The sequence below is a fragment of the Burkholderia orbicola genome (genome assembly GCF_900100915.1).
Classification (GTDB): Bacteria; Pseudomonadota; Gammaproteobacteria; order Burkholderiales; family Burkholderiaceae; genus Burkholderia; species Burkholderia orbicola.
Genome location: NZ_FNKW01000001.1, coordinates 1,086,941 through 1,112,118, shown reverse-complemented (window position 1 = coordinate 1,112,118; position 25,178 = coordinate 1,086,941). Strand labels below are relative to the sequence as shown.

Annotated in this window: 24 protein-coding genes; 9 read left to right on the top strand and 15 right to left on the bottom strand. The window is 68.1% G+C overall.

The window, feature by feature from the left end:
* Positions 1-73: 73 nt before the first annotated feature.
* The 3 genes from BLS50_RS05230 to BLS50_RS05220 are packed head-to-tail and all read left to right on the top strand — an operon-like array spanning position 74 to position 3,002.
* On the top strand, positions 74-1,213 hold the full coding sequence (locus BLS50_RS05230) for a Re/Si-specific NAD(P)(+) transhydrogenase subunit alpha (RefSeq protein WP_074801243.1): 1,140 nt from the start codon (positions 74-76) through the stop codon (positions 1,211-1,213).
* 11 nt (positions 1,214-1,224) lie between these two features.
* Positions 1,225-1,551: an NAD(P) transhydrogenase subunit alpha part 2 gene (locus BLS50_RS05225; RefSeq protein ID WP_006476884.1), complete on the top strand. Its 327-nt coding sequence runs from the start codon at positions 1,225-1,227 to the stop codon at positions 1,549-1,551.
* Positions 1,548-3,002: an NAD(P)(+) transhydrogenase (Re/Si-specific) subunit beta gene (locus BLS50_RS05220; protein WP_006483443.1), complete on the top strand. Its 1,455-nt coding sequence runs from the start codon at positions 1,548-1,550 to the stop codon at positions 3,000-3,002. The genes BLS50_RS05225 and BLS50_RS05220 overlap by 4 nt, the downstream gene beginning before the upstream one ends.
* Positions 3,003-3,094: 92 nt before the next feature.
* Here BLS50_RS05220 and BLS50_RS05215 read toward each other — a convergent pair whose 3' ends face one another.
* The gene (locus tag BLS50_RS05215; RefSeq protein ID WP_074801240.1) at positions 3,095-4,015 is read right to left on the bottom strand and encodes a LysR family transcriptional regulator; all 921 of its coding nucleotides are present in this window, start codon (positions 4,013-4,015) and stop codon (positions 3,095-3,097) included.
* Positions 4,016-4,104: 89 nt separating this feature from the next.
* Here BLS50_RS05215 and BLS50_RS05210 point away from each other — a divergent pair, with 89 nt between their 5' ends.
* Complete coding sequence (locus tag BLS50_RS05210; protein WP_074801237.1) at positions 4,105-5,028, top strand: carbon-nitrogen hydrolase family protein; 924 nt, start codon at positions 4,105-4,107, stop codon at positions 5,026-5,028.
* A gap of 80 nt (positions 5,029-5,108) precedes the next feature.
* On the opposite strand, the gene BLS50_RS05205 is transcribed toward BLS50_RS05210, so the two are convergent.
* Positions 5,109-5,795, bottom strand: a complete 687-nt coding sequence (locus BLS50_RS05205; RefSeq protein ID WP_006497518.1) for a helix-turn-helix transcriptional regulator — start codon at positions 5,793-5,795, stop codon at positions 5,109-5,111.
* A 73-nt stretch (positions 5,796-5,868) separates the two neighbouring features.
* Positions 5,869-6,273 carry a VOC family protein gene (locus BLS50_RS05200; RefSeq protein WP_074801233.1) on the bottom strand — a complete coding sequence of 135 codons (405 nt, stop codon included), beginning with the start codon at positions 6,271-6,273 and terminating at the stop codon, positions 5,869-5,871.
* A gap of 152 nt (positions 6,274-6,425) precedes the next feature.
* Between BLS50_RS05200 and BLS50_RS05195 the strand changes: the two genes are divergently transcribed.
* A complete protein-coding gene (locus tag BLS50_RS05195) occupies positions 6,426-6,587 on the top strand; it encodes an SRPBCC family protein (RefSeq protein ID WP_074801231.1) in 162 nt (53 codons plus the stop codon).
* Between the two features lie 73 nt (positions 6,588-6,660).
* On the opposite strand, the gene BLS50_RS05190 is transcribed toward BLS50_RS05195, so the two are convergent.
* From BLS50_RS05190 to BLS50_RS05160, 6 genes are all read right to left on the bottom strand, one after another.
* The gene (locus tag BLS50_RS05190; protein WP_006476879.1) at positions 6,661-7,965 is read right to left on the bottom strand and encodes a THUMP domain-containing class I SAM-dependent RNA methyltransferase; all 1,305 of its coding nucleotides are present in this window, start codon (positions 7,963-7,965) and stop codon (positions 6,661-6,663) included.
* A 155-nt stretch (positions 7,966-8,120) separates the two neighbouring features.
* A complete protein-coding gene (locus tag BLS50_RS05185; RefSeq protein ID WP_074801229.1) occupies positions 8,121-10,235 on the bottom strand; it encodes a site-specific recombinase in 2,115 nt (704 codons plus the stop codon).
* A gap of 456 nt (positions 10,236-10,691) precedes the next feature.
* Entirely contained in the window at positions 10,692-11,411 is a 720-nt protein-coding gene (locus BLS50_RS05175) for a PqiC family protein (RefSeq protein ID WP_074801226.1), read from the bottom strand.
* On the bottom strand, positions 11,408-13,027 hold the full coding sequence (locus tag BLS50_RS05170; protein WP_006476877.1) for a PqiB family protein: 1,620 nt from the start codon (positions 13,025-13,027) through the stop codon (positions 11,408-11,410). Before BLS50_RS05170 ends, BLS50_RS05175 begins: the two co-directional genes overlap by 4 nt.
* Entirely contained in the window at positions 13,020-13,655 is a 636-nt protein-coding gene (locus tag BLS50_RS05165) for a paraquat-inducible protein A (protein ID WP_006476876.1), read from the bottom strand. The genes BLS50_RS05170 and BLS50_RS05165 overlap by 8 nt, the downstream gene beginning before the upstream one ends.
* Entirely contained in the window at positions 13,652-14,317 is a 666-nt protein-coding gene (locus BLS50_RS05160; RefSeq protein WP_011544616.1) for a paraquat-inducible protein A, read from the bottom strand. The genes BLS50_RS05165 and BLS50_RS05160 overlap by 4 nt, the downstream gene beginning before the upstream one ends.
* A 259-nt stretch (positions 14,318-14,576) precedes the next feature.
* Here BLS50_RS05160 and BLS50_RS05155 point away from each other — a divergent pair, with 259 nt between their 5' ends.
* The 4 genes from BLS50_RS05155 (at position 14,577) to BLS50_RS05140 (ending at position 17,822) form a co-directional block, all read left to right on the top strand.
* Entirely contained in the window at positions 14,577-15,137 is a 561-nt protein-coding gene (locus tag BLS50_RS05155) for a cytochrome b (protein WP_011544617.1), read from the top strand.
* A gap of 8 nt (positions 15,138-15,145) precedes the next feature.
* The gene (locus BLS50_RS05150; protein ID WP_006476874.1) at positions 15,146-15,706 is read left to right on the top strand and encodes a YceI family protein; all 561 of its coding nucleotides are present in this window, start codon (positions 15,146-15,148) and stop codon (positions 15,704-15,706) included.
* 65 nt (positions 15,707-15,771) lie between these two features.
* Positions 15,772-16,353, top strand: coding sequence for a YceI family protein (locus BLS50_RS05145; RefSeq protein ID WP_006476873.1), 582 nt, complete (start codon positions 15,772-15,774; stop codon positions 16,351-16,353).
* Positions 16,354-16,544: 191 nt separating this feature from the next.
* A complete protein-coding gene (locus BLS50_RS05140) occupies positions 16,545-17,822 on the top strand; it encodes an MFS transporter (protein ID WP_074801225.1) in 1,278 nt (425 codons plus the stop codon).
* A gap of 26 nt (positions 17,823-17,848) precedes the next feature.
* Here BLS50_RS05140 and BLS50_RS05135 read toward each other — a convergent pair whose 3' ends face one another.
* The 6 genes from BLS50_RS05135 to tgt all read right to left on the bottom strand — a co-directional run bounded on the left by BLS50_RS05135 (position 17,849) and on the right by tgt (position 25,035).
* On the bottom strand, positions 17,849-18,304 hold the full coding sequence (locus tag BLS50_RS05135) for a hypothetical protein (RefSeq protein WP_124621709.1): 456 nt from the start codon (positions 18,302-18,304) through the stop codon (positions 17,849-17,851).
* A 124-nt stretch (positions 18,305-18,428) separates the two neighbouring features.
* A complete protein-coding gene (locus tag BLS50_RS05130; protein ID WP_256333941.1) occupies positions 18,429-19,973 on the bottom strand; it encodes a S41 family peptidase in 1,545 nt (514 codons plus the stop codon).
* A gap of 216 nt (positions 19,974-20,189) precedes the next feature.
* The gene (gene secF, locus BLS50_RS05125) at positions 20,190-21,140 is read right to left on the bottom strand and encodes a protein translocase subunit SecF (RefSeq protein WP_006476870.1); all 951 of its coding nucleotides are present in this window, start codon (positions 21,138-21,140) and stop codon (positions 20,190-20,192) included.
* An 18-nt stretch (positions 21,141-21,158) separates the two neighbouring features.
* The gene (secD, locus tag BLS50_RS05120; protein WP_006476869.1) at positions 21,159-23,180 is read right to left on the bottom strand and encodes a protein translocase subunit SecD; all 2,022 of its coding nucleotides are present in this window, start codon (positions 23,178-23,180) and stop codon (positions 21,159-21,161) included.
* Between the two features lie 106 nt (positions 23,181-23,286).
* Positions 23,287-23,610 (bottom strand): preprotein translocase subunit YajC, encoded by a 324-nt coding sequence (gene yajC, locus BLS50_RS05115; protein WP_006476868.1) that lies wholly within the window; start codon positions 23,608-23,610, stop codon positions 23,287-23,289.
* 237 nt (positions 23,611-23,847) lie between these two features.
* Positions 23,848-25,035, bottom strand: a complete 1,188-nt coding sequence (tgt, locus tag BLS50_RS05110; RefSeq protein WP_027807172.1) for a tRNA guanosine(34) transglycosylase Tgt — start codon at positions 25,033-25,035, stop codon at positions 23,848-23,850.
* Positions 25,036-25,178 lie beyond the last annotated feature (143 nt).

Sequence of the window (25,178 nt, the reverse complement as noted above, 5' to 3'; positions counted from 1 at the left end):
TCAGCCTGTCCGGCTCGTTGCGCAGTAAAGAACGCAAGAAAAGAAATACTGACAATGACTGGAGGAACTGACGATGCATATTGGAGTGCCTGCTGAAACGCGGGCCAACGAGGCGCGCGTGGCTGCGACGCCGGAAACCGTGAAGAAATACGCGGCGGCCGGCCATCAGGTCAGTATCGCGAAAGGGGCCGGCAGCGCAGCCAGCTATCCCGATGAAGCCTATGTGGCCGCTGGCGCCGAATTGACCGACCAGTCGGCCGCTTTTGCCGCCGACCTCGTGCTGAAGGTCCAGGCGCCCACCGACGCCGAACTGCCGTTGCTCAAGCGCGGCGCCGTGCTGGTCGGCATGCTCGAGCCGTTCAACGGCGAGCAGGCGGCGCAGCTCGCCGCGGCCGGCGTGACCGGTTTCGCGCTCGAGGCCGCGCCGCGCACCACGCGTGCGCAGAGTCTCGACGTGCTGTCGTCGCAGGCGAACATCGCCGGCTACAAGGCCGTGCTGGTGGCCGCGTCGCTGTATCCGCGCTTCATGCCGATGCTGATGACGGCCGCGGGCACCGTGAAGGCGGCGCGCGTGCTGATTCTCGGCGCGGGCGTCGCGGGCCTGCAGGCGATCGCGACCGCGAAGCGGCTGGGCGCGGTGATCGAGGCGTCCGACGTGCGGCCGGCCGTGAAGGAACAGATCGAGTCGCTCGGTGCGAAATTCCTCGACGTGCCGTTCGAAACCGACGAAGAGCGCGAAGCCGCGCAGGGTGTCGGCGGCTATGCGCGCCCGATGCCGCCGTCGTGGCTCGGCCGCCAGGCCGCGCTCGTGCACGAACGCGCGAAGCAGGCCGACATTGTGATCACCACCGCGCTGATTCCCGGCCGCCCGGCGCCGACGCTGATCTCGGTCGACACCGCGCAGTCGATGAAGCCCGGTTCGGTGCTCGTCGATCTCGCGGCCGGCCGCGGCCCGGAAGTCGACGGCCGCAAGGGCGGCAATTGCCCGCTGACCGTCGCCGACCAGGTGATCGTGCACAACGGCGTGACGATCGCCGGCTACACGAACCTGGCGTCGATGGTCGCGTCGGACGCATCGGCGCTGTACGCACGCAACCTGCTCGACTTCCTGAAGCTGATCGTCACGAAGGAAGGCACGCTGAACATCGACCTGACCGACGACATCGTCGCCGCGACGCTGCTGTGCCGCGACGGTGAAGTGACGCGCAAATAACGGAGGAGACCATGGAAGTCATCAATCACACGGTGATCAACGTGATCATCTTCGTGCTGGCGGTGTACGTCGGCTACCACGTCGTCTGGAACGTCACGCCGGCGCTGCATACGCCGCTGATGGCCGTGACCAACGCGATCTCGGCGATCGTGATCGTCGGCGCGATGCTCGCGGCGGCGCTCACCGTCGGCGCGACCGGCAAGTTCTTCGGCACGCTCGCGGTCGCGCTCGCGGCCGTCAACGTGTTCGGCGGCTTTCTCGTGACGAGGCGCATGCTCGAGATGTTCCGCAAGAAGGAGCCCAAGCGTGTCGAGGGCGGCAAGGAGGGTGCGCGATGAGCATGAACGTCGTTACGCTGCTGTACCTCGTCGCGTCGGTGTGCTTCATCCAGGCGCTGAAGGGGCTGTCGAACCCGAAGAGCGCGCGCCGCGGCAACCTGTTCGGGATGGTCGGGATGGCCATCGCGATCCTCACGACGATCGCGCTGATCGTCAAGCAGGCCGCGTGGCTCGGCGCGAACCTGCCGCTCGGCCTCGCGCTCGTGCTCGGCGCGCTGATCGTCGGCGGAGGTGTCGGGGCATTCGTCGCCGCGCGCGTCGAGATGACGAAGATGCCGGAACTCGTCGCGGCGATGCACTCGTTGATCGGTCTCGCGGCCGTGTGCATCGCGTATGCGGTCGTGTCGGAGCCGGAAGCGTTCGGGCTCGTGCCGCAGGACGCGGTGTCGTCGAGCTTCATCCCGTACGGCAACCGTGTCGAGCTGTTCATCGGCACGTTCGTCGGCGCGATCACGTTCTCCGGGTCGGTGATCGCGTTCGGCAAGCTGTCGGGCAAGTACAAGTTCCGGCTGTTCCAGGGCGCGCCGGTCGTGTACGCGGGCCAGCACTTGATCAACCTGATGCTCGCGATCGCGATGCTCGGCTTCGGCATCCTGTTCTTCATCACGCAGGCGTGGCTGCCGTTCATCATCATGACGGCGATCGCGTTCGTGCTCGGCGTGCTGATCATCATCCCGATCGGCGGTGCGGACATGCCGGTGGTCGTGTCGATGCTGAACTCGTACTCGGGGTGGGCTGCGGCCGGCATCGGCTTCTCGCTGAACAACGCGATGCTGATCATCGCCGGCTCGCTGGTCGGCTCGTCGGGTGCGATCCTGTCGTACATCATGTGCCACGCGATGAACCGCTCGTTCTTCAACGTGATCCTCGGCGGGTTCGGCGGCGAAGCGGCGGCCGGCGGCGCGGCGGGCGCGCAGGAGCAGCGGCCGGTGAAGTCGGGCTCGGCCGATGACGCGGCGTTCATGCTCGGCAACGCGGAATCGGTCGTGATCGTGCCGGGTTACGGGCTTGCCGTCGCCCGCGCGCAGCACGCGCTGAAGGAGCTGACCGACAAGCTGGTCGAGAAGGGCATCGACGTGAAGTACGCGATCCACCCGGTCGCGGGGCGGATGCCGGGCCACATGAACGTGCTGCTCGCGGAAGCGGAAGTGCCGTACGAGATCGTGCACGAGATGGAGGACATCAACGGCGAATTCGGCCAGGTGGACGTGGTGCTCGTGCTCGGCGCGAACGACGTCGTGAACCCGGCCGCGAAGAACGATCCGAAATCGCCGATCGCGGGGATGCCGATCATCGAGGCGTACAAGGCGCGCACGGTGATCGTCAACAAGCGCTCGATGGCGGCCGGCTACGCGGGGCTCGACAACGACCTGTTCTACATGGACAAGACGATGATGGTATTCGGCGATGCGAAGAAGGTCATCGAGGACATGGTGAAGGCCGTCGAGTAACGCATGCCCTCGGCTACGCGGCGCCTGCTTCGATGCGCGGCGCCGCGCCCCCGGACAGGCCCGACCGGTACAAGAAGCCGGCCGGGCCTTTTTCATGGTGTGACGAGGCGTGCGACGCAGGCGGCGATCGCGTCGCGTACGCGCACGATCGCCGGGTCGCGCTGCGTGCTCGTGCGCCAGCCGATTTCGACCGGATAGCGCGGCAGGTCGACCGGGCACGCGAGCGCACGCAGCGAGGTCGCCTGCGCGATCGCATGCGCCGCGTGCGCGGGAATCGTCGCGACCGCGTCGGAGCCGGCGAGCAGGTACGGCAGCGCGGCGAAATGCGTGGTCGATGCCGCGACGCGCCGCTTGTGGCCGAGCGCGGCCAGCGCCTCGTCGACGATCCCGATCACGCCGCCCGACGACACGAGCAGATGGTCACGCCGCAGGAACTCGGCGAGCGTCAGCGTGCGCGGTGCCCGCGTGCGGCCGGCCGGATCGATCAGGCACGCATAGCCGCCGGTCGCGACCGCGCGCCGGCTGAGCCCGTTCGCCGAGAATCCGCCCGACGCGATCGCGAGGTCGACGCCGTGCCGCAGCAGTGCGTCGCCGGCGATGCCGCTGTGCGTCTGCCGGAAGATCAGCCGGATGCCGGCGGCTTCGTGCGCGACCGCGTCGATCAACGCACGGCCGAGCGCGATCTCGAAATCGTCGGACAGCCCGATCGAGATCGTGCGGCCGACGCGGTCGCCGCCGTCGGCCGCGATCGCGAGGCTTTCGCGGCAGCGGTCGAGCGCATCGGACAGGATCGGCTTCAGTTCGTCCGCGCGCGGCGTCGGCGCGAGCCCGCGGCCGGTGCGCACGAACAGCGGATCGGCATAGATCATGCGCAGCCGCCCGAGCGCCGCGCTGACCGCCGACTGCGTGAGGTCGAGCCGCAGCGCCGCGCGGCTCGCGCCGCCTTCCTCGTACAGCGCCTCGAACACCTTCAGCAGGTTCAGGTCCAGGCCGGCGATATCATCCACATTCATGTCAGTTATCGTTGTATCGATTTGATCGATGAAATGATATCGACAAAGATGGCGTCATCCCACTCACCGCATTCACCGGAGACGCCTTCATGTCCACCTCAGTCATCGCCGCGCTGCAGATCGGCGCATCGCCCGCCGGCACGCGCGCCACGCTCGACACGATCCTCGGCTACGAAACCGCGATCCGCGACAGCGGCGCGTCGCTGGTCGTGCTGCCCGAGGCCGTGCTCGGCGGCTATCCGAAAGGCGAGATCTTCGGCACGCGGCTTGGCTACCGGCTGCCCGAGGGGCGCGACGCGTATGCGCGCTACGCCGCGCAGGCGATCGACGTGCCGGGGCCGGAAACCGACGAGCTGGCCGCGCTGTCGCAGCGCACCGGCGCGAGCCTCGTGGTCGGCGTGATCGAGCGCGGCGGCAGCACGCTGTACTGCACGGCGCTGTTCTTCGATCCGCGCGACGGACTCGTCGCGAAGCACCGCAAGCTGATGCCGACCGGCACCGAGCGGCTGATCTGGGGGCAGGGCGACGGCTCGACGCTGCCGGTCGTCGACACGGCCGCAGGCCGCGCGGGCGCCGCGATCTGCTGGGAGAACCACATGCCGCTGCTGCGTTGCGCGATGTACGCGAAAGGCGTGCAGATCTGGTGTGCGCCGACCGTCGACGAGCGCGACGTGTGGCAGAGCTCGATGCGGCACATCGCGCACGAAGGGCGCTGCTTCGTCGTGAGCGCGTGCCAGGTGCAGCCGTCGCCGCGCGCGCTCGGCATCGACGTGCCGGGCTGGGACCCCGAGCGGCCGCTGATCCGCGGCGGCAGCGTGATCGTCGGGCCGCTCGGCGAACTGCTGGCCGGGCCGCTGATCGGCGAGGCCGGGCTCGTCACCGCGCGGATCGACACCGACGAGCTCGTGAAGGCGCGCTACGACTTCGACGTCGTCGGCCACTATGCGCGTGCGGACGTGTTTTCGCTGCACGTCGACGAGCGGCCGAAGCGGCCGGTGGTGTTCGGCGGGTGACGAAGTGGGGCCGGGCGCCGCATGGCGCCCGGAAAACGAAGGGCGGCGGCGCGTGTCCGCCGCCTTGCCACGTCAGCGCGTCAGCGCATCGGCGCTTCCGCGATCCGCATGTAGTCGGCGATCCGCCGGCCTTCCATGTCCGGAAACTGCTCGTGCACGGTGATGTCGCCCATCCGCGCGATGTCGAAGGTGCGGAAATCGTCGCGCAGCTCGCACCACGCGCCGATCGTCCAGCGCCCGCCCCAGTAGACGAGCCCGAGCGGCCACACGCGGCGCTGCGAATGCGCGCCGAGCCGGTCGCGATAGTCGAAGCTGACGATGTGGCGCGTGTCGATCGCCTGGTGGATCGCGTCGACCTTCGCGCAAAACGTCTCGTCGATGTGGAACGACGGCGCGAACACGGGCAGGCGGTCGAGCGCCGTGCGCTTGTCGGCCGGCATCGCCGACGCGATCTTCGCGAGCGCCGAGCGCGCACCGCTCGCGAAGCGCGCGCCGCCCCAGGTCTCGAGCATGCGCGCGCCGGTGGCGAGCGCCGCCAGCTCCTCGGCCGTGAACGTGAGCGGTGGCAGGCTCGCGTTGCGGTTCAGCCGGTAGCCGATGCCGGCTTCGCCTTCGATCGGCACCCCTGACAGTTGCAGGTCGCGCACGTCGCGATAGACCGTGCGCGGCGACACCGACAGCCAGTCGGCCAGCTGCTGCGCGGTCGTGAGACGACGCCCGCGCAACAGCTCGGCGATCTGGAACAGGCGGTCGGCACGGCGGGTCATGACAGCACCTCGATTCCTCTGGCGACGGGGACTTCGCGATGATAGCGCCGCGCCGGCCCGCTGACCGCTGCGCTCAGTGGCATTTCGGCGCGTGCAGGCCGACGCGGTTGCCTTCCGTGTCGATCAGGTAGCCGACGTAGCCGTAGTTGTTCGGCAACTCGACGACCGAGCCCTGCACGACGCCGCCCGCGCGCTTCGCGCGTTCGAGCGCCGCGACGACCGATTCGCCGGCGTTCAGGTAGACGAGCACGCCGTTCGCGCTCGGCTTGATCTGCTGCGGATCGAACACGATGCTGCCGCCCGTGCTCGACGCGTCGCGATCGAACGTCGCCATCGGCACACCGCCGATGACCGCGCGCTGCAACGTGGTTTGCAGCACGGTTTCGTAGAAGCGGATCGCGCGGTCGAAATCGAGGGACGGAATGTCGAACCAGGCGATCGCGCGTTCCGGGATGGCAGTGGCGGTTGCTGACGTCATGACGAGCTCCTTGTTGCGTTGTTTGCGTTGTTATGCGGATTCGGTGTGGAAACCAGCCTGCATTGCGCCGGGATTGCAGTGTGAGCGCGGGCTGCTGACACCGTATTGTCAGTAGAGTTGTCATCTATCAGGCCGAGCCGCACGCCGGCGTCGTGAAGCTGACCGCCACGCACGACGGGCTCGCCCCCGGTTCGGAGAGGGATCGCGGGATTTGCGGCGGCTGGCCGGTCGTGCTGTCGAGCCTGAAGTCGCTGCTCGAGACGGGGCATGCGCTGCCGTTCACGATGGCGCGCTGGTCGAAGTCGAAGCCCTGACCGGCTGCGCAAAAGCACAGGGGCCGCGATGGCGGCCCCTGGAAGTCGTTGCGCGTGGAAGCGAACGGCTGGCTTACGCGTCGTCGCCTTCCGCTGCCGCCGGGCGCGCCTTCACGCTGCCGGCGATCAGGTCGAAGCGGAACAGCCGGCATTCGAGCGCACCGTTGAACAGCGGCGTCTTGGCCGATTCGCGCAGGCGCAACTGGCCCGGCAGCGAACGGTCGGACGTCAGCAGGAACGCCTGCCAGCCGGTGAAGCGTTGCTTCAGTGCATCGCCGAGCGCGTTGAAGAACTCGCTGTCCGGCGCGTCGGTGTGCGTGCGGCGGAATGCGTCGTCGTTGCCGCGGTTGCGGCCGGTTTCGCGCACCTCGCCGCGCGCGCTGCGGCCGCGCACTTCGATCCGCTCGCCGTACGGCGGGTTCGCGAGGAGGATGCCCGGCCCGTCGCACGGCGGCGTCATCCCGCGCGCGTCGACCTGCTTGAGCCACACCGACGGCACGCCCGCGCGTTCGAGGTTCGCGCGCGCCTTCTCGAGCATGTCGCCGGAGATGTCGCTGCCGTACACGCCGAGCGCTTCGCCGCGCTTGGCGCGCGCTGCCCGCTTCGCGTCGAGCGCCGGCACCTTCAGCCCCTGCCACGCGGTGATGTCGTACTGCTTGAGCTTTTCGAAGCCGAACCGGCGCTCGACGCCGGGCGCCACGCCGAGCGCGATCTGCGCGGCTTCCGCGAGGAACGTGCCGCTGCCGCACATCGGGTCGTACAGCGCGGTGCCGGGCGTCCAGCCCGTCAGGCGCAGGATGCCGGCCGCGAGGTTCTCGCGCAGCGGCGCCGCCCCCTTGTCGAGACGCCAGCCGCGCTTGAACAGCGGCTCGCCCGACGTGTCGAGGTACAGCGTGCACTCGTTGACCGTCAGGAACGCGAACACGCGCACGTCCGGCGCACCGGTGTCGATGCTCGGGCGCGAGCCGGTTTTCTCCCGCATCCGGTCGCAGATCGCATCCTTCACGCGCAGCGTTGTGAATTCGAGGCTCTTCAGCGGCGACTTGATCGCGGTGATGTCGATGCGCAGCGTCTGCGTCGACGCAAACCAGCGTTCCCACGGCTGCTCGAGCGCGAGCGCGTAGACGTCCTGTTCGTTGCGGTACGGGCCGTGCGCGATCTTCAGCAGAATCCGGCTCGCGATGCGCGAATGGAGGTTCGCGGCCATGCCGGCGGCCCAGCCGCCGCTGAAATGGACGCCGCCCGGCACCTGCGCGCCCGCGGTGAACGGCGCGCCGTTCAGGTGGCGGCCGGCGATTTCGGCCAGCTCGGCGGCAAGCGCCGCTTCGAGGCCGCGCGGGCAGGGGGCGAAGAATTCGAACAGGGTGGGCGAGGACATAAGGCGGGTGAGGACGTGCAAAAGTCCACTATTGTACGCGGCGCGGGCGACCGGGGCCGGCGTTTCGGCGCGGCGGCGTCGGGGCGACGGCCGCTCGCGCGTGCCGGGACGGCGGCGAGGGGGCGCCTGGCCAGGCGCCGCCACCGCGCCGCAAGTCAGTGCGTGCCCGGCTGGCCGGCGCGCGCGGCGGGGTTGCCCGCCGGCCAGAACAGCGCGAGCGGGTTCGACAGCACCGTGCGGACGATCGCCGCGACGAGCGCGCGTACCTTGGTCGGGCGCAGGCTGCGCGAGCGCACGGCCATCGTGAACGCGAGCGCGAAGCTCACGAGCACGTTGAGGATCGCCATGCTGAGCACGCCGGCGGCGGCCCACCACAGCTCGGGCGTGCCGAGCGCACCCTTGCCCAGCACGCCGAGCGCGATCCCGATCGAGCCGGCCGACAGCGTCACGTGCCGCACCTCGAACGGGAACATGAACACGGTGACGATCGCCGGCACGAGGCCGAGCATCAGGCCGAGGCCGACGTTCGCGACCACGCCGGCGACGTTCGAGCGGCAGAAATGCGCGAGCTTCGCGGCGCCGGTCGCGCCGAGCGTCAGGCGCAGCCGGCGGTTGTACGTGAGCGCGTCGCCGACCCGGTGCAGCACGAACCAGTTGTCGGCCCAGCCCGCGAGCAGGCTCGACGCCCACAGCAGCACGCCGGTGAGCGCGGCATAGAACGGCGTCGGGCCGAGCAGCGAGAACGAATGCAGCGTCGCGTGCGCCTTCTCCGGCGAGATCAGGTTCGCGTGCAGCACGTTGCTCGCGAACAGCTGCACGAGCAGGCACACGGGCAGCACGACGAGCACGTTGCCGGAAATCGCGGCCGCCTGCGTGCGGATCAGCGCGATCACCGACGCGACGAACGTCTTCACGCCTTCCTCGTGGCCGGTGTCGTCGAGCTCGCGCGCGAGCGTCGGCGCGGTCATCGCGGGCTGCTTGGTCGCGAGCGTGAAGTGCAGGAAGTGCATCAGCATGAAGCTGGCCGCGTAGTTGATGCCCGCGAGCAGCCCTTCGAGCATCGACTGCAGGTGCGCGCCCGTGATTGCGAACTTCACGCACACGGTCACGACGGTGACGAGGCCGCCGCCCGCGGCCATCCGCAGCATCTTCAGGTACTCGGTGCGGCCGCGCGAGATGTAGTGCTCGCCGGTGTCCGCGTTGGTCTCGACGAGCTTGCGCGCGAACAGCGAGAAGTTGCTGCGCACGAGGTGCGCGACGCTCTGGCTGTTCTGGTTCGCGTCGACCAGCTCGGCGGTCAGGTGCGCCATTCCGTGCAGGTCGTCGCGCGCCATCCACGCGTTCAGCAGCGTTTCCGCGCGCAGGATGCGCATGCGCATCCGCTCGACCTGAAACACGATGTCGACCGACACGCCGTTGCGGTACAGGTGCGCGAACACGTCGTCGACGGCGATCCGGCATTCGTCGAGCAGCACGCGCAGGTAGTTCACCTCGTGCAGCAGCTTGCTCGGGTCGCCGCCGTCCTCGACGGCCGCATGCGCGGTCTCGACCGCGAGCATCGCGCGGGTGAGGCGGTAGAACGGCTGCGATTCGAGCGGCTTGCGCGCATCGTCGTCGGACAGCCGGCTGCGCACCGTCTGCGACAGGCCGGTCGAGCTGATCTGGCAGGTCAGGTTGTGCAGCGCGGCCAGCAGGTCGCGCGAGAACGAGCCGGGCTCGTGGCGCTCTTCCTCGGTGACGTCGAACGAGATCAGGCCGGCGAGGCGCGCGAGCAGGTCGTCGGGCAGCGCGTCGATCCATTTCGCGTCCTCGGGCGCGGGGAACATCAGCGTGAACAGCGCCGACAGCTCGCGGCGGTTCGGCGCGGGCGGGATCAGCGACGAATCGATCCGCTCGAACAATGCGCCGAAGAAGCCCGAATGCACCGGCATGCCGGCGTCGCACAGCAGCGAGATGCCGTCGCACTCGCGCAGGATGCCGCGCAGGATGCGCGCCGCGTGCGCTTTCCACGCGGGGTTGCGGTCGAGCACGTGGAACAGGTAGCGCAGCCGCGCATGGGCCGGATACGTGCGCGTGTCGGCGTCGCGCTCGGCCGGCGTGTCCTGCACCGTACCGTTGCGGCGCAGCCAGTGCGCGAGCTCGATCAGCCATTCGCTGCGCTCGGCGTACGACGCGTCGGCGTCGGCATGCGCGAGCAGCGCATCGAGCTGGTGACCGGCATTGCGCGACGCGCGCCACTTCTTGATCAGGGTCGTCAGGGAACGAAACATAAACGGAATAGCGAAAGCCCGGGACGGGCGGGTTCGGGATGCCGGCCGGGGAAACGGCGCGACGCCGGTGAGAACGGGTGAGACGGGGCCGGTGCCGGACGGGGCACGGCGACCCGCGATGCGGCTGCCCCGCCGCGGTGCACGCGATTCGCGTGCGGGCGCCGGGAGGCACGGCGGTCGGGCCGAGCGCGGCCCGGCGCCGCCGGCTCGCGCGCACGACGAACGGCGCGAGCCTGAAAGTGCGTAGGATCGTCAATCGGGCCGGAAAACGCAAGCCGACCGCATTGCATGGCGCGGGTTCCGGCGGCTTTGACAAAGAATGTCATGGCCGTTCGGCCGGTGAAGGCGGTGTGCTGCCGACTACGGCTGGCGAGCGCGGCCGGATGGGCCACATCGTCCGACACCGCGCAGGCGAACGTCGTGTCGAACGTTCGCCCGCGCGCCGTGCGCGTTCGCTTAGGCGCCGGACTTGCCCGTCGCGCCGGCGTCGCCGCCGGACGCCGGGTTGGCCGGGCACGGCACGACCGGCGCGGCGGCCGTCTTGCCGCCGGCCGCGGGCGCGACCAGCGCGCCGCGACGGGCGGCCATCGCGCGCACGCCGGCCGCGGCCTGCGTGGCAATCACGTCGAGCGCGCGCCGGTGGCCGGCAACGAGCGCGTCGTAGCCGTCGGCGACCGGTTCCGCGACGCTCGTGCGGCAGGTCATCACGGCCTGGGTGGCGAGCGAGCGCACGCTCCAGACGGCGTCGACCGCCGCGCGCTTGCCCGGCCACGATTCGAAGCGCTGCACGTTCACGCTGATGCGGTACACGGGCACGCCGGCTGGATACGCGGAATTCGCGACGTCGATCGTGCCGAGCTGCGTGGCCAGATCGTCCGACAGCGCGCGGCGGATCTCGTCGGCGGGCGGCGACGCCCAGCGTTCCTGCTCGAGCACGTCGACCTGCGCGGCGTTCTTCTGCACGACCAGCTGGCTCTTCGCGACCTGCTCGGGCACGCCGACCGACGGCACCTCGATCAGGAACGCCGGGTTGGCCGGCGCGGTGCGCAGCGGCGCCGCGGCGTCGGCGGGGCTGAGCGTGTAGAACCGTGCGGGCGGCGAGCTGCACGCGGCGAGCGCGAGTGCGGTGAGCGCCGCCGCCGCGCCGCTCGCGAAACCGTTCACGCGTGTCGTCATTGTTTATCTCCTGGCTTGCCCTTGAGCAGCGATTCGGGGTGGCGCTCCAGATAGTCGGCGAGCGCGTTCAGCGATTGCAGCGTGCGCGTGAGCTCCTTCAGCGCGCCGCGCACGTCGGACTGCAGCGGCGAATCCTGCTGCAGCGTCGCCTCGGCCGTCGAGAAGGTCTGCTTCGCGGCCGACAGCGTGTCGCGCGCTTCCGGCGCGACCTGCGTGTCGAGCTGCTTGAACAGCTTGTCGGCGTTCGCGAGCGCGCTGTTCAGGTTCGCGCCGATCTGGTCGAACGGCACCTTGTCGAGCTTCTTCGCGATGTCGGCGACCTGCAACTGCAGCTCGTCGAGGGTGTTCGGCACGGTCGGCAGCTCGAACGGCAGGTGCGCGGTATCGATCTTCACGGGCGGCGCCTTCGGGAAGAAGTCGAGCGCGACGTACAGCTGGCTCGTCAGCAGGTTGCCGGTGCGCAGCTGGCCGCGCAGCCCGTGCTGGACGAGCCGCTCGACGATCTCGCGGCGCGCCGGTTCGCCCTTGCTTTCGATCGTCTCGCGGAAGCGGCGGCCGAGGCGTTCCGGATACACGTTGATCGTCACCGGCATCAGGAAGTTCTTCGTCTTCGGATCGAAGTCGATGCCGATGTTCGTCACTTCGCCGAGCACGATGCCGCGGAAGTCGACCGGCGCGCCGACGGCGAGCCCGCGCAGCGACTGGTTGAAGTTCATCACGACCTGCAGCGGCTGGCCGTCCGGGTCGCGCATCGCGTCGCCCTCGTCGGAGCCGAGGCGGAACGTCGTGTTGTTCGGGGCGGTCGTGCCGCTGCCCTGGTTCGGCGGCGTCTGGAACGCGATGCCGCCGAGGATCACGGTCGCGAGCGACTGCGTGTTCAGCTTCAGGCCGCTCGAATCGAGCCGCAGATCGACGCCGCTCGCCTGCCACCAGCGCGTATTCATGCCGACGTACTGGTCGTACGGCGCATTGACGAACACGTTGAACGTGACGCCCGTGCCGTCCTTGTCGAGCGAGAAGCCGACCACCTGGCCGACCTGGACGCGGCGGTAGTAGACCGGCGAGCCGATGTCGACCGAGCCGAGCGAATCGCCGCGCAGCACGTATTGCGTGCCTTTCTGGTCGCCCGTGACGGCGGGCGGCGTTTCGAGGCCCGTGAAGTCGGTCAGCGTGTCCTGGCCGTGGCCGGCGTCGACGCCGATGTACGCGCCGGACAGCAGCGTGCCGAGCCCCGATACGCCCGTCGCGCCGACGCGCGGCCGCACGATCCAGAAGCGCGAACCCTGGACCGCGAAGTCTTCCGCTTCCTTCTTGAGCTGCACCTGGACCAGCACGCGCGACAGGTCCTTCGACAGCTTGATTGTCTTGACCGTACCGATCTCGACGTCCTTGTACTTGACCTGGGTCTTGCCCGGCTCGAGCCCTTCGGCGCTGTGGAAGCTGATCGTGATTTCCGGGCCGCGCTCGCGCACGGACTTGATCACGAGGCCGATGCCGATCAGCGCGGCGATCAGCGGCACGAGCCAGACGAGCGACGGCAGCCAGCCGCTTTTCGTCGAAATCGCCGGATCGGGTGGCCGGGGCGCGTCGTGCTGCGGGCCTTGTGGACTATTCATGGTGATTCCCTGAGGTTTCGACTGGATCCCAGATCAGGCGGGGATCGAACTGCATCGACGCGAGCATCGTCAGGATCACGACCGAGCCGAACGCGAGTGCGCCGGGGCCGGCCGTGATGACGGCGAGCGAACGGAAATGGACGAGCGCGACGGTCAGCGTCACGACGAAGATGTCGAGCATCGACCAGCGGCCGATACGCTCGACGATCCGGTAGAGGCGCGTGCGCTGCAGCGGCCGCCAGGCGGCGCGGCGCTGCGCGCTGGTGACGAGGATCGTCAGCACGCCGAGCTTGAGCATCGGCACGAGAATGCTGGCGACGAACACGACCACGGCGAGCGGCCAGTCGCCGGACGTCCAGAAATAGATGACGCCGCTCATGATCGTGTCCTGCTGCGAGCCGACGATCGACGAGGTGCGCATGATCGGCAGCAGGTTCGCCGGAATGTAGAGGATCGCGGCCGCGAGCAGCAGCGCCCACGTGCGCATGATGCTGTTCGGGGTGCGCACGTGCAGCGCGCTGCCGCAGCGCGCGCAATGCGCGTGCGGCTGGTCGATCGTCTGCACGAGCCCGCACGCGTGGCAGCTGGCGTAACCCTCGCGGGCGGCGGTCGGCGTGGGGCTCGTCATCGGCGGGGCGCGTCCGGCAGCGGCGCGGCGGGGTCGGGCCGCGCCGGCGCGCGGCCGGCGCGCAGGTCGTCGGCGATGTCCCACACGGTGCGTGGGTCGAACATCAGCACGACGGCGGTCATCAGCGTGAGCGCGCCGAACGCGAACAGCGCCGCGTCGGGCACGACGCGCGCGAGGCTGACCATCTTCACGATCGTGACCAGGATGCCGAGCATGAACACCTCGATCATCCCCCACGGCCGCACGAGCTGGATCGTGCGCAGCACGAGGTTGAGGCCGGGCGGCACGACGCCGCGGCGGATCGGCAGCAGGACGTAAAGCAGCGCGGCCATCTCGACGAGCGGGAACAGCACGGTCGAGCAGAACACCATCACGCCGACGATCTCCATGTCCTGATGCCACAGCGTGTCGATCGCGCCGATCAGCGTCGTCTGCACGCGCGTGCCGTTCAGGTCCATTTCGAGAATCGGGAACGTCTGCGCGATGATGAACGTGACGAGCGCGGCGACCGCGAGCGCGGTGATGCGCTCGATCTGCGTGGTGCTGTTGCGATAGAGCAGCGCGTCGCAGCGCGGACAGCGCGCGATCTGGCGGCCGCTCAGGCGCGGTTTATGCAACAGTGCGTCGCATTCGTGGCAGGCAATCAGGTCGTATCGTTGCATGGAAAAGGCGGTGTTGCGACGGCTGGGGGAACACGTCGACGGGGCCGGAACCCGCGCCAATCTTACCAAAAGGGCTTTTTCGATGCGTCAAGGATCGTGAGTTTCGTGACCGGTCGGTAACATGACGGGAAGCCGTCAGCCGGCTGGCGTGCCTGTCCTCAGAGTCCGCGCACGTCAAAAGGTTGCGGTAGCATGGCGCCCTTGACATGCGTCGGACGAATTTACCGGCGCGGCCGTTCGCTGAACTGAGGAATCCAAGATGGCATCGAAATCGCCGCCGGCCGCGCCGGCACGCTACGCGCACACCGCGATCGCCTTGCACTGGCTGATCGCGCTGCTGATCATCTGCGGCTTCGCGCTCGGCTGGGTGATGACGGACATTCCCGGCTTCACGCCGACCAAGCTGAAGTACTTCTCGTGGCACAAGTGGATCGGCGTGACGGTGTTCGCGCTGGCCGTCGTGCGCGTGCTCTGGCGTGCGACCCACGTGCCGCCGCCGCTGCCGGGCGACACGCCGGCGTGGCAGCGCGCGGCATCGCACGGCGTGCACATGCTGCTGTACGTGCTGATGATCGTGATCCCGGTGACGGGCTACCTGTACAGCTCGGCGTCGAACATTCCGGTCGTCTATCTCGGCATCGTGCCGCTGCCGCGCCTGATCGACCCCGATCCGGCGCTCAAGGAAACCTTCAAGACGCTGCATGTGTCTTTGAATTACATTCTGCTTGCGCTCGTTGCGATGCACGTGCTCGCGGCGCTCAAGCATCAGCTGTTGGACCGCGACGGCCTGCTGTCGCGCATGCTTCCCTTTGCCAAATGAAGGATCCCATGAAAGTGTCTTTCTCCCGCTCCATGCTGACCGCGTTCGCCGCGGCGGCGCTTGTCGCGTCGGGCGCGGCGCATGCCGACGTCGATCTCGCGAAGAGCAAGGTGTCCGCCGTGTCGAAGCAGATGAACGTGCCGACCGAAGGCGCGTTCAAGAAGTTTTCCGCGCAGGTGAAGTTCGATCCGGCGAAAGCCGCGCAGGGCAGCGCGCAAATGACGATCGACGTCGCGAGCTTCGACCTCGGCGACAAGATGTACAACGACCAGGTCGCAGGCAAGGACTGGTTCGACGCGAAGACCTATCCGCAGGCGACCTTCGTGTCGTCGGCGATCGCGCCGGCCGGCGGCAACAAGTACAACGTGACCGGCAAGCTGACGATCAAGGGCAAGGCCGAGACCGTCACGGTGCCCGTCACGGTCGCGCAAAACGGCGCGACGCAGACGTTCGACGGCGTGCTGCCGATCAAGCGTTCGACCTTCAACGTCGGCACCGGCGAGTGGAAGGACACGTCGATCGTCGCGGACGAAGTGCAGATCAAGTTCCATCTCGTCGCCACGAAGTAAGCGGCAGGTTGCCGCCTCAACTGAATGCCGCGCGAGGGCGCGGCGCCGTTTCCAGGAGAAAAAGTTTGAAAAAGCATCTGATCATCGCTGCCGGCGCGCTGGCCGCTTCCCTGTCGTTCTCGGCCTTCGCCGAAAGCGCAACCTACCAGTTCGATCCGAGCCACACGTACCCGAGCTTCGAGGCCGACCACTTCGGCGGCCTGTCGGTCTGGCGCGGCAAGTTCGACAAGTCGAGCGGCACCGTGACGCTCGACCGCGCGGCGAAGACCGGCACGGTCGACGTGACGACCGACATCGCGTCGATCCACACGGGCAGCGCGAAGCTCGACGAGCACCTGCAGACGGCCGAGTTCTTCGATGCGGCGAAGTTCCCGCAGGCGAACTACAAGGGCACGATCAAGTTCGACGGCGACAAGCCGGTGTCGGTGGTCGGCAACCTGACGCTGCACGGCGTCACGAAGCCGCTCACGCTGAAGATCGATTCGTTCAAGTGCATGCCGCACCCGATGCTCAAGCGTGAAGTGTGCGGCGTCGACGCGGTCGGCGAATTCAGCCGCGACGATTTCGGCCTCGACTACGGCAAGCAGTACGGCTTCAAGATGAAGACGAAGCTGCTGATCACGGCCGAAGCGGTCAAGCAGCAGTAAGACTCCCCGGCAGGGCCGGCCGTCGCGCCGGCCCCGCGGGCAAACCGCCGCGCTCCCGTTACCGGGGCGCGGCGGTTTTTTTGCGCGCCTATAATCGCCCGAGCGCCGCATGTGGCCATGCGGCGCCGGGCAGGCCGACGGCGCGACGGCGGCCGCCTCGAACAGAACGTACAACGACAAGGAGATCGCCGATGCATGCCGTCACGCAGTCCAGCTCCATTGCCTCGTCGCCGCGCGTGTGGCGCGCGGTGGTCGCCGCGTCGATCGGCAACGCGCTCGAGTGGTTCGATCTCGTCGTCTACGGCTTTTTCGCGGTGACGATCTCGAAGCTGTTCTTCCCGGCCGGCAACGACACCGTGTCGCTGCTGCTCACGCTCGGCACGTTCGGCGTGTCGTTCTTCATGCGCCCGCTCGGCGCGATCGTGCTCGGCGCGTATGCCGACCGCGCGGGCCGCAAGGCCGCGCTCACGCTGTCGATCATGCTGATGATGGCCGGCACGCTGATCATCGCGGTGCTGCCGACCTACGGGACGATCGGCGTCGCCGCGCCGGTGATCCTCGTCGCCGCGCGGCTGATGCAGGGCTTCTCCGCCGGCGGCGAATTCGGCAGCGCGACCGCGTTCCTCGCCGAGCACGTGCCGGGCCGGCGCGGCTTCTTCGCGAGCTGGCAGGTCGCGAGCCAAGGGCTCACGACGCTGCTCGCCGCGGGTTTCGGCACCGTGCTGAACGCGCAGCTCACGGCCGACCAGATGGCGTCGTGGGGCTGGCGCGTGCCGTTCTTCTTCGGGTTGCTGCTCGGGCCCGTCGCGTACTACATCCGCACCAAGGTCGACGAGACGCCCGAATTCCTCGCGGCCGAAGGCACCGCGAACCCGCTGCGCGATACGTTCGCGTCGCACAAGGCGCGCCTCGTCGCGGCGATGGGCGTGGTCGTGCTCGGCACCGTCGCGACCTATCTCGTGCTGTTCATGCCGACCTACGGCGTGAAGCAGCTGGGCCTCGCGCCGTCAGCCGCGTTTGCCGCGATTCTCGTGGTCGGCGTGATCCAGATGGCGTTCGCGCCGCTCGTCGGCCACTGGTCGGATCGCTACGGCCGCGTGCGCGTGATGATCGCGCCGGCCGTCGGCATCCTCGTGCTGATCTATCCGGCGTTCGCGTATCTCGTCGCGCATCCGGGCTTCGGCACGCTGATCGCGCTGCAGGTGCTGCTCGCGTTCCTGATGACCGGCTACTTCGCGGCGCTGCCGGGCCTGTTGTCCGAGGTGTTTCCGGTGCAGACGCGCACGACCGGGATGTCGCTCGCCTATAACGTCGCGGTGACGATCTTCGGCGGCTTCGGGCCGTTCATCATCGCGTGGCTGATCCGCGAGACCGGGATGAAGACCGCGCCGAGCTTCTATCTGATGTTCGCGGCCGTGCTGAGCCTCGCGGCGCTGGTCGTGCTGCGGCGGCGGTTCGGGTTTCGGTGACTCGTGCAGCTAGTGATGGCTGCGATTCAGCCGTCGCTAGCGAGAAGCGTCTTCGCAGTCGCGCGTAGCGCTTCGAGATTGGCCGCCGTGACGCGCTTTCCGGTTCGGTTCTCCGCGGATGTGGCGTCGATGAAGCGGCGGGCCGTGGCGTATTGCGGCTCCGACAGGAGCAGGCGCTTGGCCGCGAGCGAGTTACGCGCTTCATCTTGGGCGCGATTCGCTTCAGCTCCGAGCACACGATAGTTGTTCCGGAAAATTGCTGACACCGGGTTTTGCGGCATTTTCGCCGCCAAATCGTCGAGCGACGAGAAGTCGTCATATCGCGCCTGCTTCAAGGCGAATAGCTCGGCTTGCCCCCATACTTCGACAAACGCCGTGCGTTGCTCTGCGAGACGGGCCGTCTCGCGTGCTGCGCTGACCATGTTGCGGTCGACCATCCAGGTGCCGAAGCTGCCGATAAGCGCGCCCATGATGGTCGTCACGAGTGAATACTTGAACCCCCGGAGGGCTCCGCCTGGCTGAGTACGCATTATCGGGCTGGGTCCGGATGAAGTGATTGGAGCATTCAATTTATCATCGTGGCGCCCGGTCCGGCGCGGCGGCGCGTCAGTTGCCGCCGCGCTCGCAGACTGGTTGCGCCGGCATCAGTTGCGCGGGTGCGTCGATGGTCTGCACCGGGCGGCCGGCGAGGGCATTGAGCGCCTGACGGAGCTGCCAGTCAGCCGCCGTGCCGAATGCGCGCTGCGGCAGCGCCGCGCTCCTCGCCGTATCGACCTTCGCGCGCACGCGCGCTTCGCGCAGCTTCTGGCGGGCCTTGCGCACCTGCGCGAACGGGTCGGGCGCCTGCCGGTCCGCATAGGGCGCGCGGGCGAGATCGACTTCCCGGTACCACAGCAGCACGCCGTCGACGTCCGCGTCGCGGCGCGGCGGCACGAGCCGGTCCGGCACGACGCCGTAACCGTCCATCGGGCACCCGTTCGGCCGCAGGTTGCGCGCGAACGTGAAATTCAGGCGCGTGCCGTCGATCAGGTCGACGCCCGTTTGCGCGAGCCCTTTCCCGTAGGTCGGCATGCCGAGCAGTGTCGCGCGGCCGAGATCCTTCAGCGCCGCCGCGGTCGCTTCGGCGGCCGACGCGCTCTGGCCGTCGACCAGCACCACGAGCGGTACGGTGCGCCACCAGTCGTCGGCCTGTAGCGGCGCGAGCGGGTCCTGGCCGTGCATGACGGGCAGTTCGTAGTCGGGCCAGTTGGTCGTGTAGCGGCGGCGGTGCGTGCCGTCGCGCTCGACCGTCACCATCGCGGTGCGGTCGCGTCCCGCGAACAGCGCGGTGATGCCGATCGCCGCATTGAGCGCACCGCCGCCGTTGATGCGCAGGTCGAGGATCATCTGCTTCACCGGCGGGCCCGCGCGGCGCGCGGCCTGCACCGCGTCGATATAGTCGCCGACCGCCGACTCCGGAAAGCTCGACAGCCGCGTGTACAGGATGTCGCCGTCGAGCCGCTTCGCGGTCGCCGGATGCGGCTTGACGATCGCGCGCACGGGCGCGAAGGTCAGCACCGCATGCTGCGGGCCGCGCTGCACCGTGAGCTTCAGCGGCACGCCCGCGTCGCCCTTCGCGAGCTTCATCAACTCGCCGCCGTCGATGCCGACGACGCTCCTGTCGTTCATCGCGACGACGAGATCGTCGGGCCGCACACCGGCCTTTTCGGCCGGTGCATCGGGAATCACGTCGATGATGTGCAGCCCGTCGGGCCGCGTCTCGAACACGATGCCGATGCCCGGCGTGCCGTCGCGTGCGCGCCGCTCGTCGTCGCGCCGTTCCTGCTCTTCCTTCGCGTTGAAGAAGCGCGCGTACGGCAGCGTCTTGATGCCTTCGTGGGTCGCGGCGTCGAGCAGCGCGCCGATGTCGACGTCGGTCAGGTGTTGCCGCTTCAGCACTTCGACGGCCGCTTTGAGTTCGCAGAGTTGCGGTTCCCAGTCGGGCGGGCAGGGCGACGGCGGTTGGGTGGCGGGCACCGAAGCGGCGGCGGGTACAACGGCAGGCAGCGAAGCGGCGGGCGGCGCGGATGCCGGTTGCGCCCCGACGAGTGGCGCATACGGGAACGCGGCCGCGGCGGCTGCGCAGGCGGCGAGGCGACGAACGACACGCATGGGAAGCATCATCGGGACCGCACGTTCGGACGGATGGCGAGGAGTTTGCCCGGCCGGCGCGTGGTCGGCATGCGACGGGGCAGGGCGGTGACGATTGTAGCCGACACCCGCGGCGGCTCGGCCGAGTCATCCGCGTGCCGTACCACGGTGAGCCGCGCATAAAAAAAGCCGACCCAGACGGGCCGGCTTTGCTTCGATACCGAAGCGGCGTGGCGCTTAAACCTGCGCGCCGGCGTTCGGATCGTCCGGATCGTGCGCGGTCTTCTTTTCCTTGACCAGGTCTTCGCGCTTGATGCCGAGCCACATCGCGAGCGAGCCCGCGACGAACACCGACGAGTAGATGCCGAACATGATGCCGACCGTCAGCGCGAGCGCGAAGTAGTGCAGCGTCGGGCCGCCGAAGAAGAACATCGACAGCACCATCATTTCCGTCGACGTGTGCGTGATGATCGTGCGCGACATCGTGGTCGTGATCGCGTGGTTGATCACTTCCTGCACGCTCATCTTGCGTTCGCGGCGGAACGTCTCGCGGATCCGGTCGAAGATGACGACCGACTCGTTGACCGAGTAGCCGAGCACCGCGAGGATCGCCGCGAGCACCGCCAGCGAGAACTCCCACTGGAAGAACGCGAAGAAGCCGAGAATGATCACGACGTCGTGCAGGTTGGCGATGATGCCCGCCACCGCGTACTTCCATTCGAAGCGGAACGACAGGTAGATCACGATGCCGATCACGACGCACGCGAGCGCGAGCAGACCGTCGGTCGCAAGTTCACGGCCGACCTGCGGGCCGACGAACTCGACGCGCTGCAGCGTGACGTCCGGGCTCTGCGCCTTCAGCGCGCCCATCACCTGGTCGCTCTGCTGCGCGGACGTGAGGCCTTCCTTCAATTGCAGGCGGATCAGCACGTTGCGCGACGTGCCGAAGTTCTGCACCTGCGCGTCGGCATAGCCGAGCTTGCCGAGCGTCGCGCGCACGGGTTCGAGTTCCGCGGCCTGCTGGTACTGCACCTCGATCACCGTCCCGCCGGTGAATTCGACGGACAGGTGCAGCCCGCGGTGGAACAGGAAGAACACGGCGGCGAGGAACGTGACCAGCGAGATCACGTTGAACACCAGCGCGTGCCGCATGAACGGAATGTCTTTACGGATGCGGAAAAATTCCATGGCTTCGTCTCCGGGGCCTTATTGGGTCGAGCCCGGTTTCTTCGGCGACACGCCTTGCTGCGCGCGGTTGCGCAGCTGCGGCTTGCCGGCGCGGGGCGCGTTGCCCTTCGCCGGGGCGGCGAGCTTCGCGGCGCGCGCGGTGTCGGTCGATTCGTCCTCGTCGGTGAACGACGCGGCGGCAGCGGCGCCTTCCGGCTTCCACACCTGGCCGATCGCGAGCGACTTCAGCTTCTTGCGGCCGCCGTACCAGAGGTTGACGAGCCCGCGCGAGAAGAACACCGCGGAGAACATCGACGTCAGGATGCCGAGGCAGTGCACGATCGCGAACGCGCGAACCGGGCCCGAACCGAACGCAAGCAGCGCGAGACCGGCGATCAGCGTCGTGACGTTCGAGTCGAGAATCGTCGCCCACGCATGCGCGTAGCCGGCCTGGATCGCGAGCTGCGGCGGCTGGCCGGCGCGCAGTTCTTCACGCACGCGCTCGTTGATCAGCACGTTCGAGTCGATCGCCATACCGAGCGCGAGCGCGATGGCCGCGATACCGGGCAGCGTCAGCGTCGCCTGCATCAGCGACAGCACGGCGACGAGCAGCAGCAGGTTCACCGACAGGCCGATCACCGACACCACGCCGAACAGCATGTAGTACGCGATCATGAACACGGCGATCGCGCAGAAGCCCCAGATCACCGAGTGCACGCCCATCTTGATGTTGTCGGCGCCGAGGCTCGGGCCGATCGTGCGTTCCTCGATGATGTCCATCGGCGCCGCGAGCGAGCCGGCGCGCAGCAGCAGCGCGAGGTCGGCCGCAGCCTGCGGCGTCGGCTGGCCCGTGATCTGGAAGCGGTCGCCGAGCTCGGACTGGATCGTCGCGACCGTCAGCACCTCGCCCTTGCCCTTCTCGAACAGCACCATCGCCATCGGCTTGCCGATGTTGTCGCGCGACACCGTGCGCACCGCGCGGCCGCCCGCCGAATCGAGGCGGATGTTGACCGACGGACGCTGGTGTTCGTCGAAGCCGGCCGACGCGTCGATGATACGGTCGCCGGTGAAGATCACGTCCTTCTTCAGCAGCACGGGTGCCTGGTTGCCCTGCGTGAACAGCTCCTCGCCCGGGGGCACGGGGTCGTTCGGGTTCGGGTGCGTGTTGATCGGGTCGGCCAGGCGCGCCTCGAGCGTCGCGGTGCGGCCGATGATGTCCTTCGCCTTCGCGGTGTCCTGCACGCCCGGCAGTTCGACGACGATGCGGTCGCTGCCTTGCTGTTGCAGGATCGGCTCGGACACGCCGAGTTCGTTCACGCGGTTGTGGAGCGTTGTCAGGTTCTGCTTGAGCGCGGCGTCCTCGACCGACTTCTGCACGGCCGGCGTGAAGGTGCCGACGACTTGCGTGCCGCCGCCGCCGGGCTGGGTCGCCCATTGCAGCTCGGTGATCGACGCGGCGAGCACCTTGCGGGCGTCTTCCGCCGTCTGCGCATCGCTGAAGTTGACGACCACGGACTGCTCGACGCGGCTCACGCCGCCGTCGCGGATGTTCTTGTCGCGCAGCAGCGAGCGCGCGTCGGAGGCATCGGAGTCGAGCTTCTTCGTGAGCGCGCCCGTCATGTCGACCTGGAGCAGGAAGTGCACGCCGCCGCGCAGGTCGAGGCCGAGATACATCGGCAGCGCGTGCAGGGCGGTCAGCCAGCGCGGCGACGCGCTCTGCAGGTTCAGTGCGACGACGTACTGCGGATCGTTCGGGTCGGCATTCAGCGACTTCTGCAGCAGGTCCTTGACGCGCAGCTGCGTATCGGTGTCCTTCAGGCGCACGCGGATGTTCGCGCTGGTCGCCGTGTTCTCGAAGGTGACGTCGTCCGGCTTGATCTGCGCGGACGCGAGTGCCGATTCGACCTGGGTCAGCGTGGTCGAGTCGAGCTTGACCGTGGCCTTGCCGCTCGACACCTGCACCGCCGGCGCTTCGCCGAAGAAGTTGGGCAATGTGTACAGAAGGCCGATGGCGAGCGCCACGACCATCACGACATATTTCCAGAGTGGATAACGATTCATGAGGGGGCCGAACGGGTGGTTGGCGTGAAAGCGTCGCGTCCGGCGCCGCGGCGGCCCGCTCTCTCAGGCGGGCACGGCGCGGGGAGCCGGACGCTCGGTGAAAGCCTTACAGCGACTTGATCGTGCCCTTCGGCAGAATGGTCGTGACGGCAGCCTTCTGCACGGTGATTTCGGTGCCTTCGGCGATTTCGACGCCGATGTAGCCTTCGGTGACCTTCGTCACCTTGCCGACGAGGCCGCCGCTCGTGACGACTTCGTCGCCCTTCGCCATGGCCGCGAGCATGTTGCGGTGTTCCTTCTGACGCTTCATCTGCGGACGGATCATGATGAAGTACAGCACCGCGAACATCAGGATGAGCGGCAGGAAGCTCATCAGGCTCGATTCGGCGCCACCGGCGCCTTGCGCGAAGGCATTGGAAATGAACGGCACGTTGGTCTCTCCGTAGGGGAAGATCGAAAAATAAGCCGGTTATTCTACCACCGGCCCCATGCGCGAACGGATCGGCAAATGCGCTTTCGGATCAAGCTGTTAAAGCACGAACCGATACCGTTGCGACTTGTTTGGAAAGGTAATTGTAATGTTTAGCGGTCGCGACTGGCGATTTGAGTGCGCCAATTAGTACGCGTCCTATGTGACTGGCCGCGGTGCGGGCCGCCGGCCGGCCTGTCAGTCGACCCCTCTCGCGCGATCCTCCGCGAAGCGCTGCCGGAATGCGTCGAACGTATGCGTTTCGATCGCGTCGCGGATCTCGCTCATCAGCTGCAGGTAGTAGTGCAGGTTGTGGATCGTGTTCAGCTGCGCGCCGAGGATTTCGCCGACCCGGTGCAGGTGATGCAGGTAGCCGCGCGAGAAGTTCTGGCACGTGTAGCAGGTGCAGGTCGAATCGAGCGGCTTCAACGAGTTCTTGTGCGTCGCGTTGCGGATCTTCACGTCGCCGAAACGCGTGAAGAGCCAGCCGTTGCGTGCGTTGCGGGTCGGCATCACGCAGTCGAACATGTCGATGCCGTTCGCGACGCCCTCGACCAGATCCTCCGGCGTGCCCACGCCCATCAGGTAGTGCGGCTTGTTGGCCGGCAGCTTCGGGCCCACGTGCTGCAGCACGCGCATCATGTCTTCCTTCGGCTCGCCCACCGACAGCCCGCCGATCGCGAGGCCGTGGAAGCCGAGTTCCGCGAGGCCCGCGAGCGATTCGTCGCGCAGGTCCTCGAACATCCCGCCCTGGACGATCCCGAACAGCGCATTCGGGTTGCCGAGCCGGTTGAATTCGTCGAGCGAGCGCTTCGCCCAGCGCAGCGACATGCGCATCGAGTCGGCCGCTTCCTGGTGCGTCGTCGGCACGCCGTTGGTCGCGTACGGCGTGCATTCGTCGAACTGCATCACGACGTCGGAGTTCAGCACCTTCTGGATCTGCATCGACACTTCCGGCGACAGGAACAGCTTGTCGCCGTTGATCGGCGACGCGAACGTGACGCCGTCCTCGGTGATCTTGCGCAGGTCGCCGAGCGAGAACACCTGGAAGCCGCCCGAATCGGTCAGGATCGGCTTGTTCCAGCCCATGAAGCCGTGCAGGCCGCCGTGCGCGTCGATCGTGTCGAGGCCCGGGCGCAGCCACAGGTGGAACGTGTTGCCGAGGATGATCTGGGCCTTGATCTCGTGCAGCTCGCGCGGCTGGATCGCCTTCACGGTGCCGTACGTGCCGACCGGCATGAAGATCGGCGTCTCGACCGTGCCGTGATTGAGCTTCACGCGGCCGCGGCGCGCGTGGCCGTCGGTCGTCAGCAATTCGAATTCGAGCCCGTTGGCCGGGCGGTCCTGCACGGGGGCGTGCGTATCGTGGGATGAACCTTCGGTCATCGTGTCGTGCTCCTTGCTACCGGAAAACAGTCCGGCGCATGTTGGAAACGCCGCCCGGGAAATCGGCGGCGGGGAAAAGCGGGTGCGCGCCAGCGTAGCGCGCACAACGTAAAAAAACGGCATGGCGGCAGTGCGACGCGCCG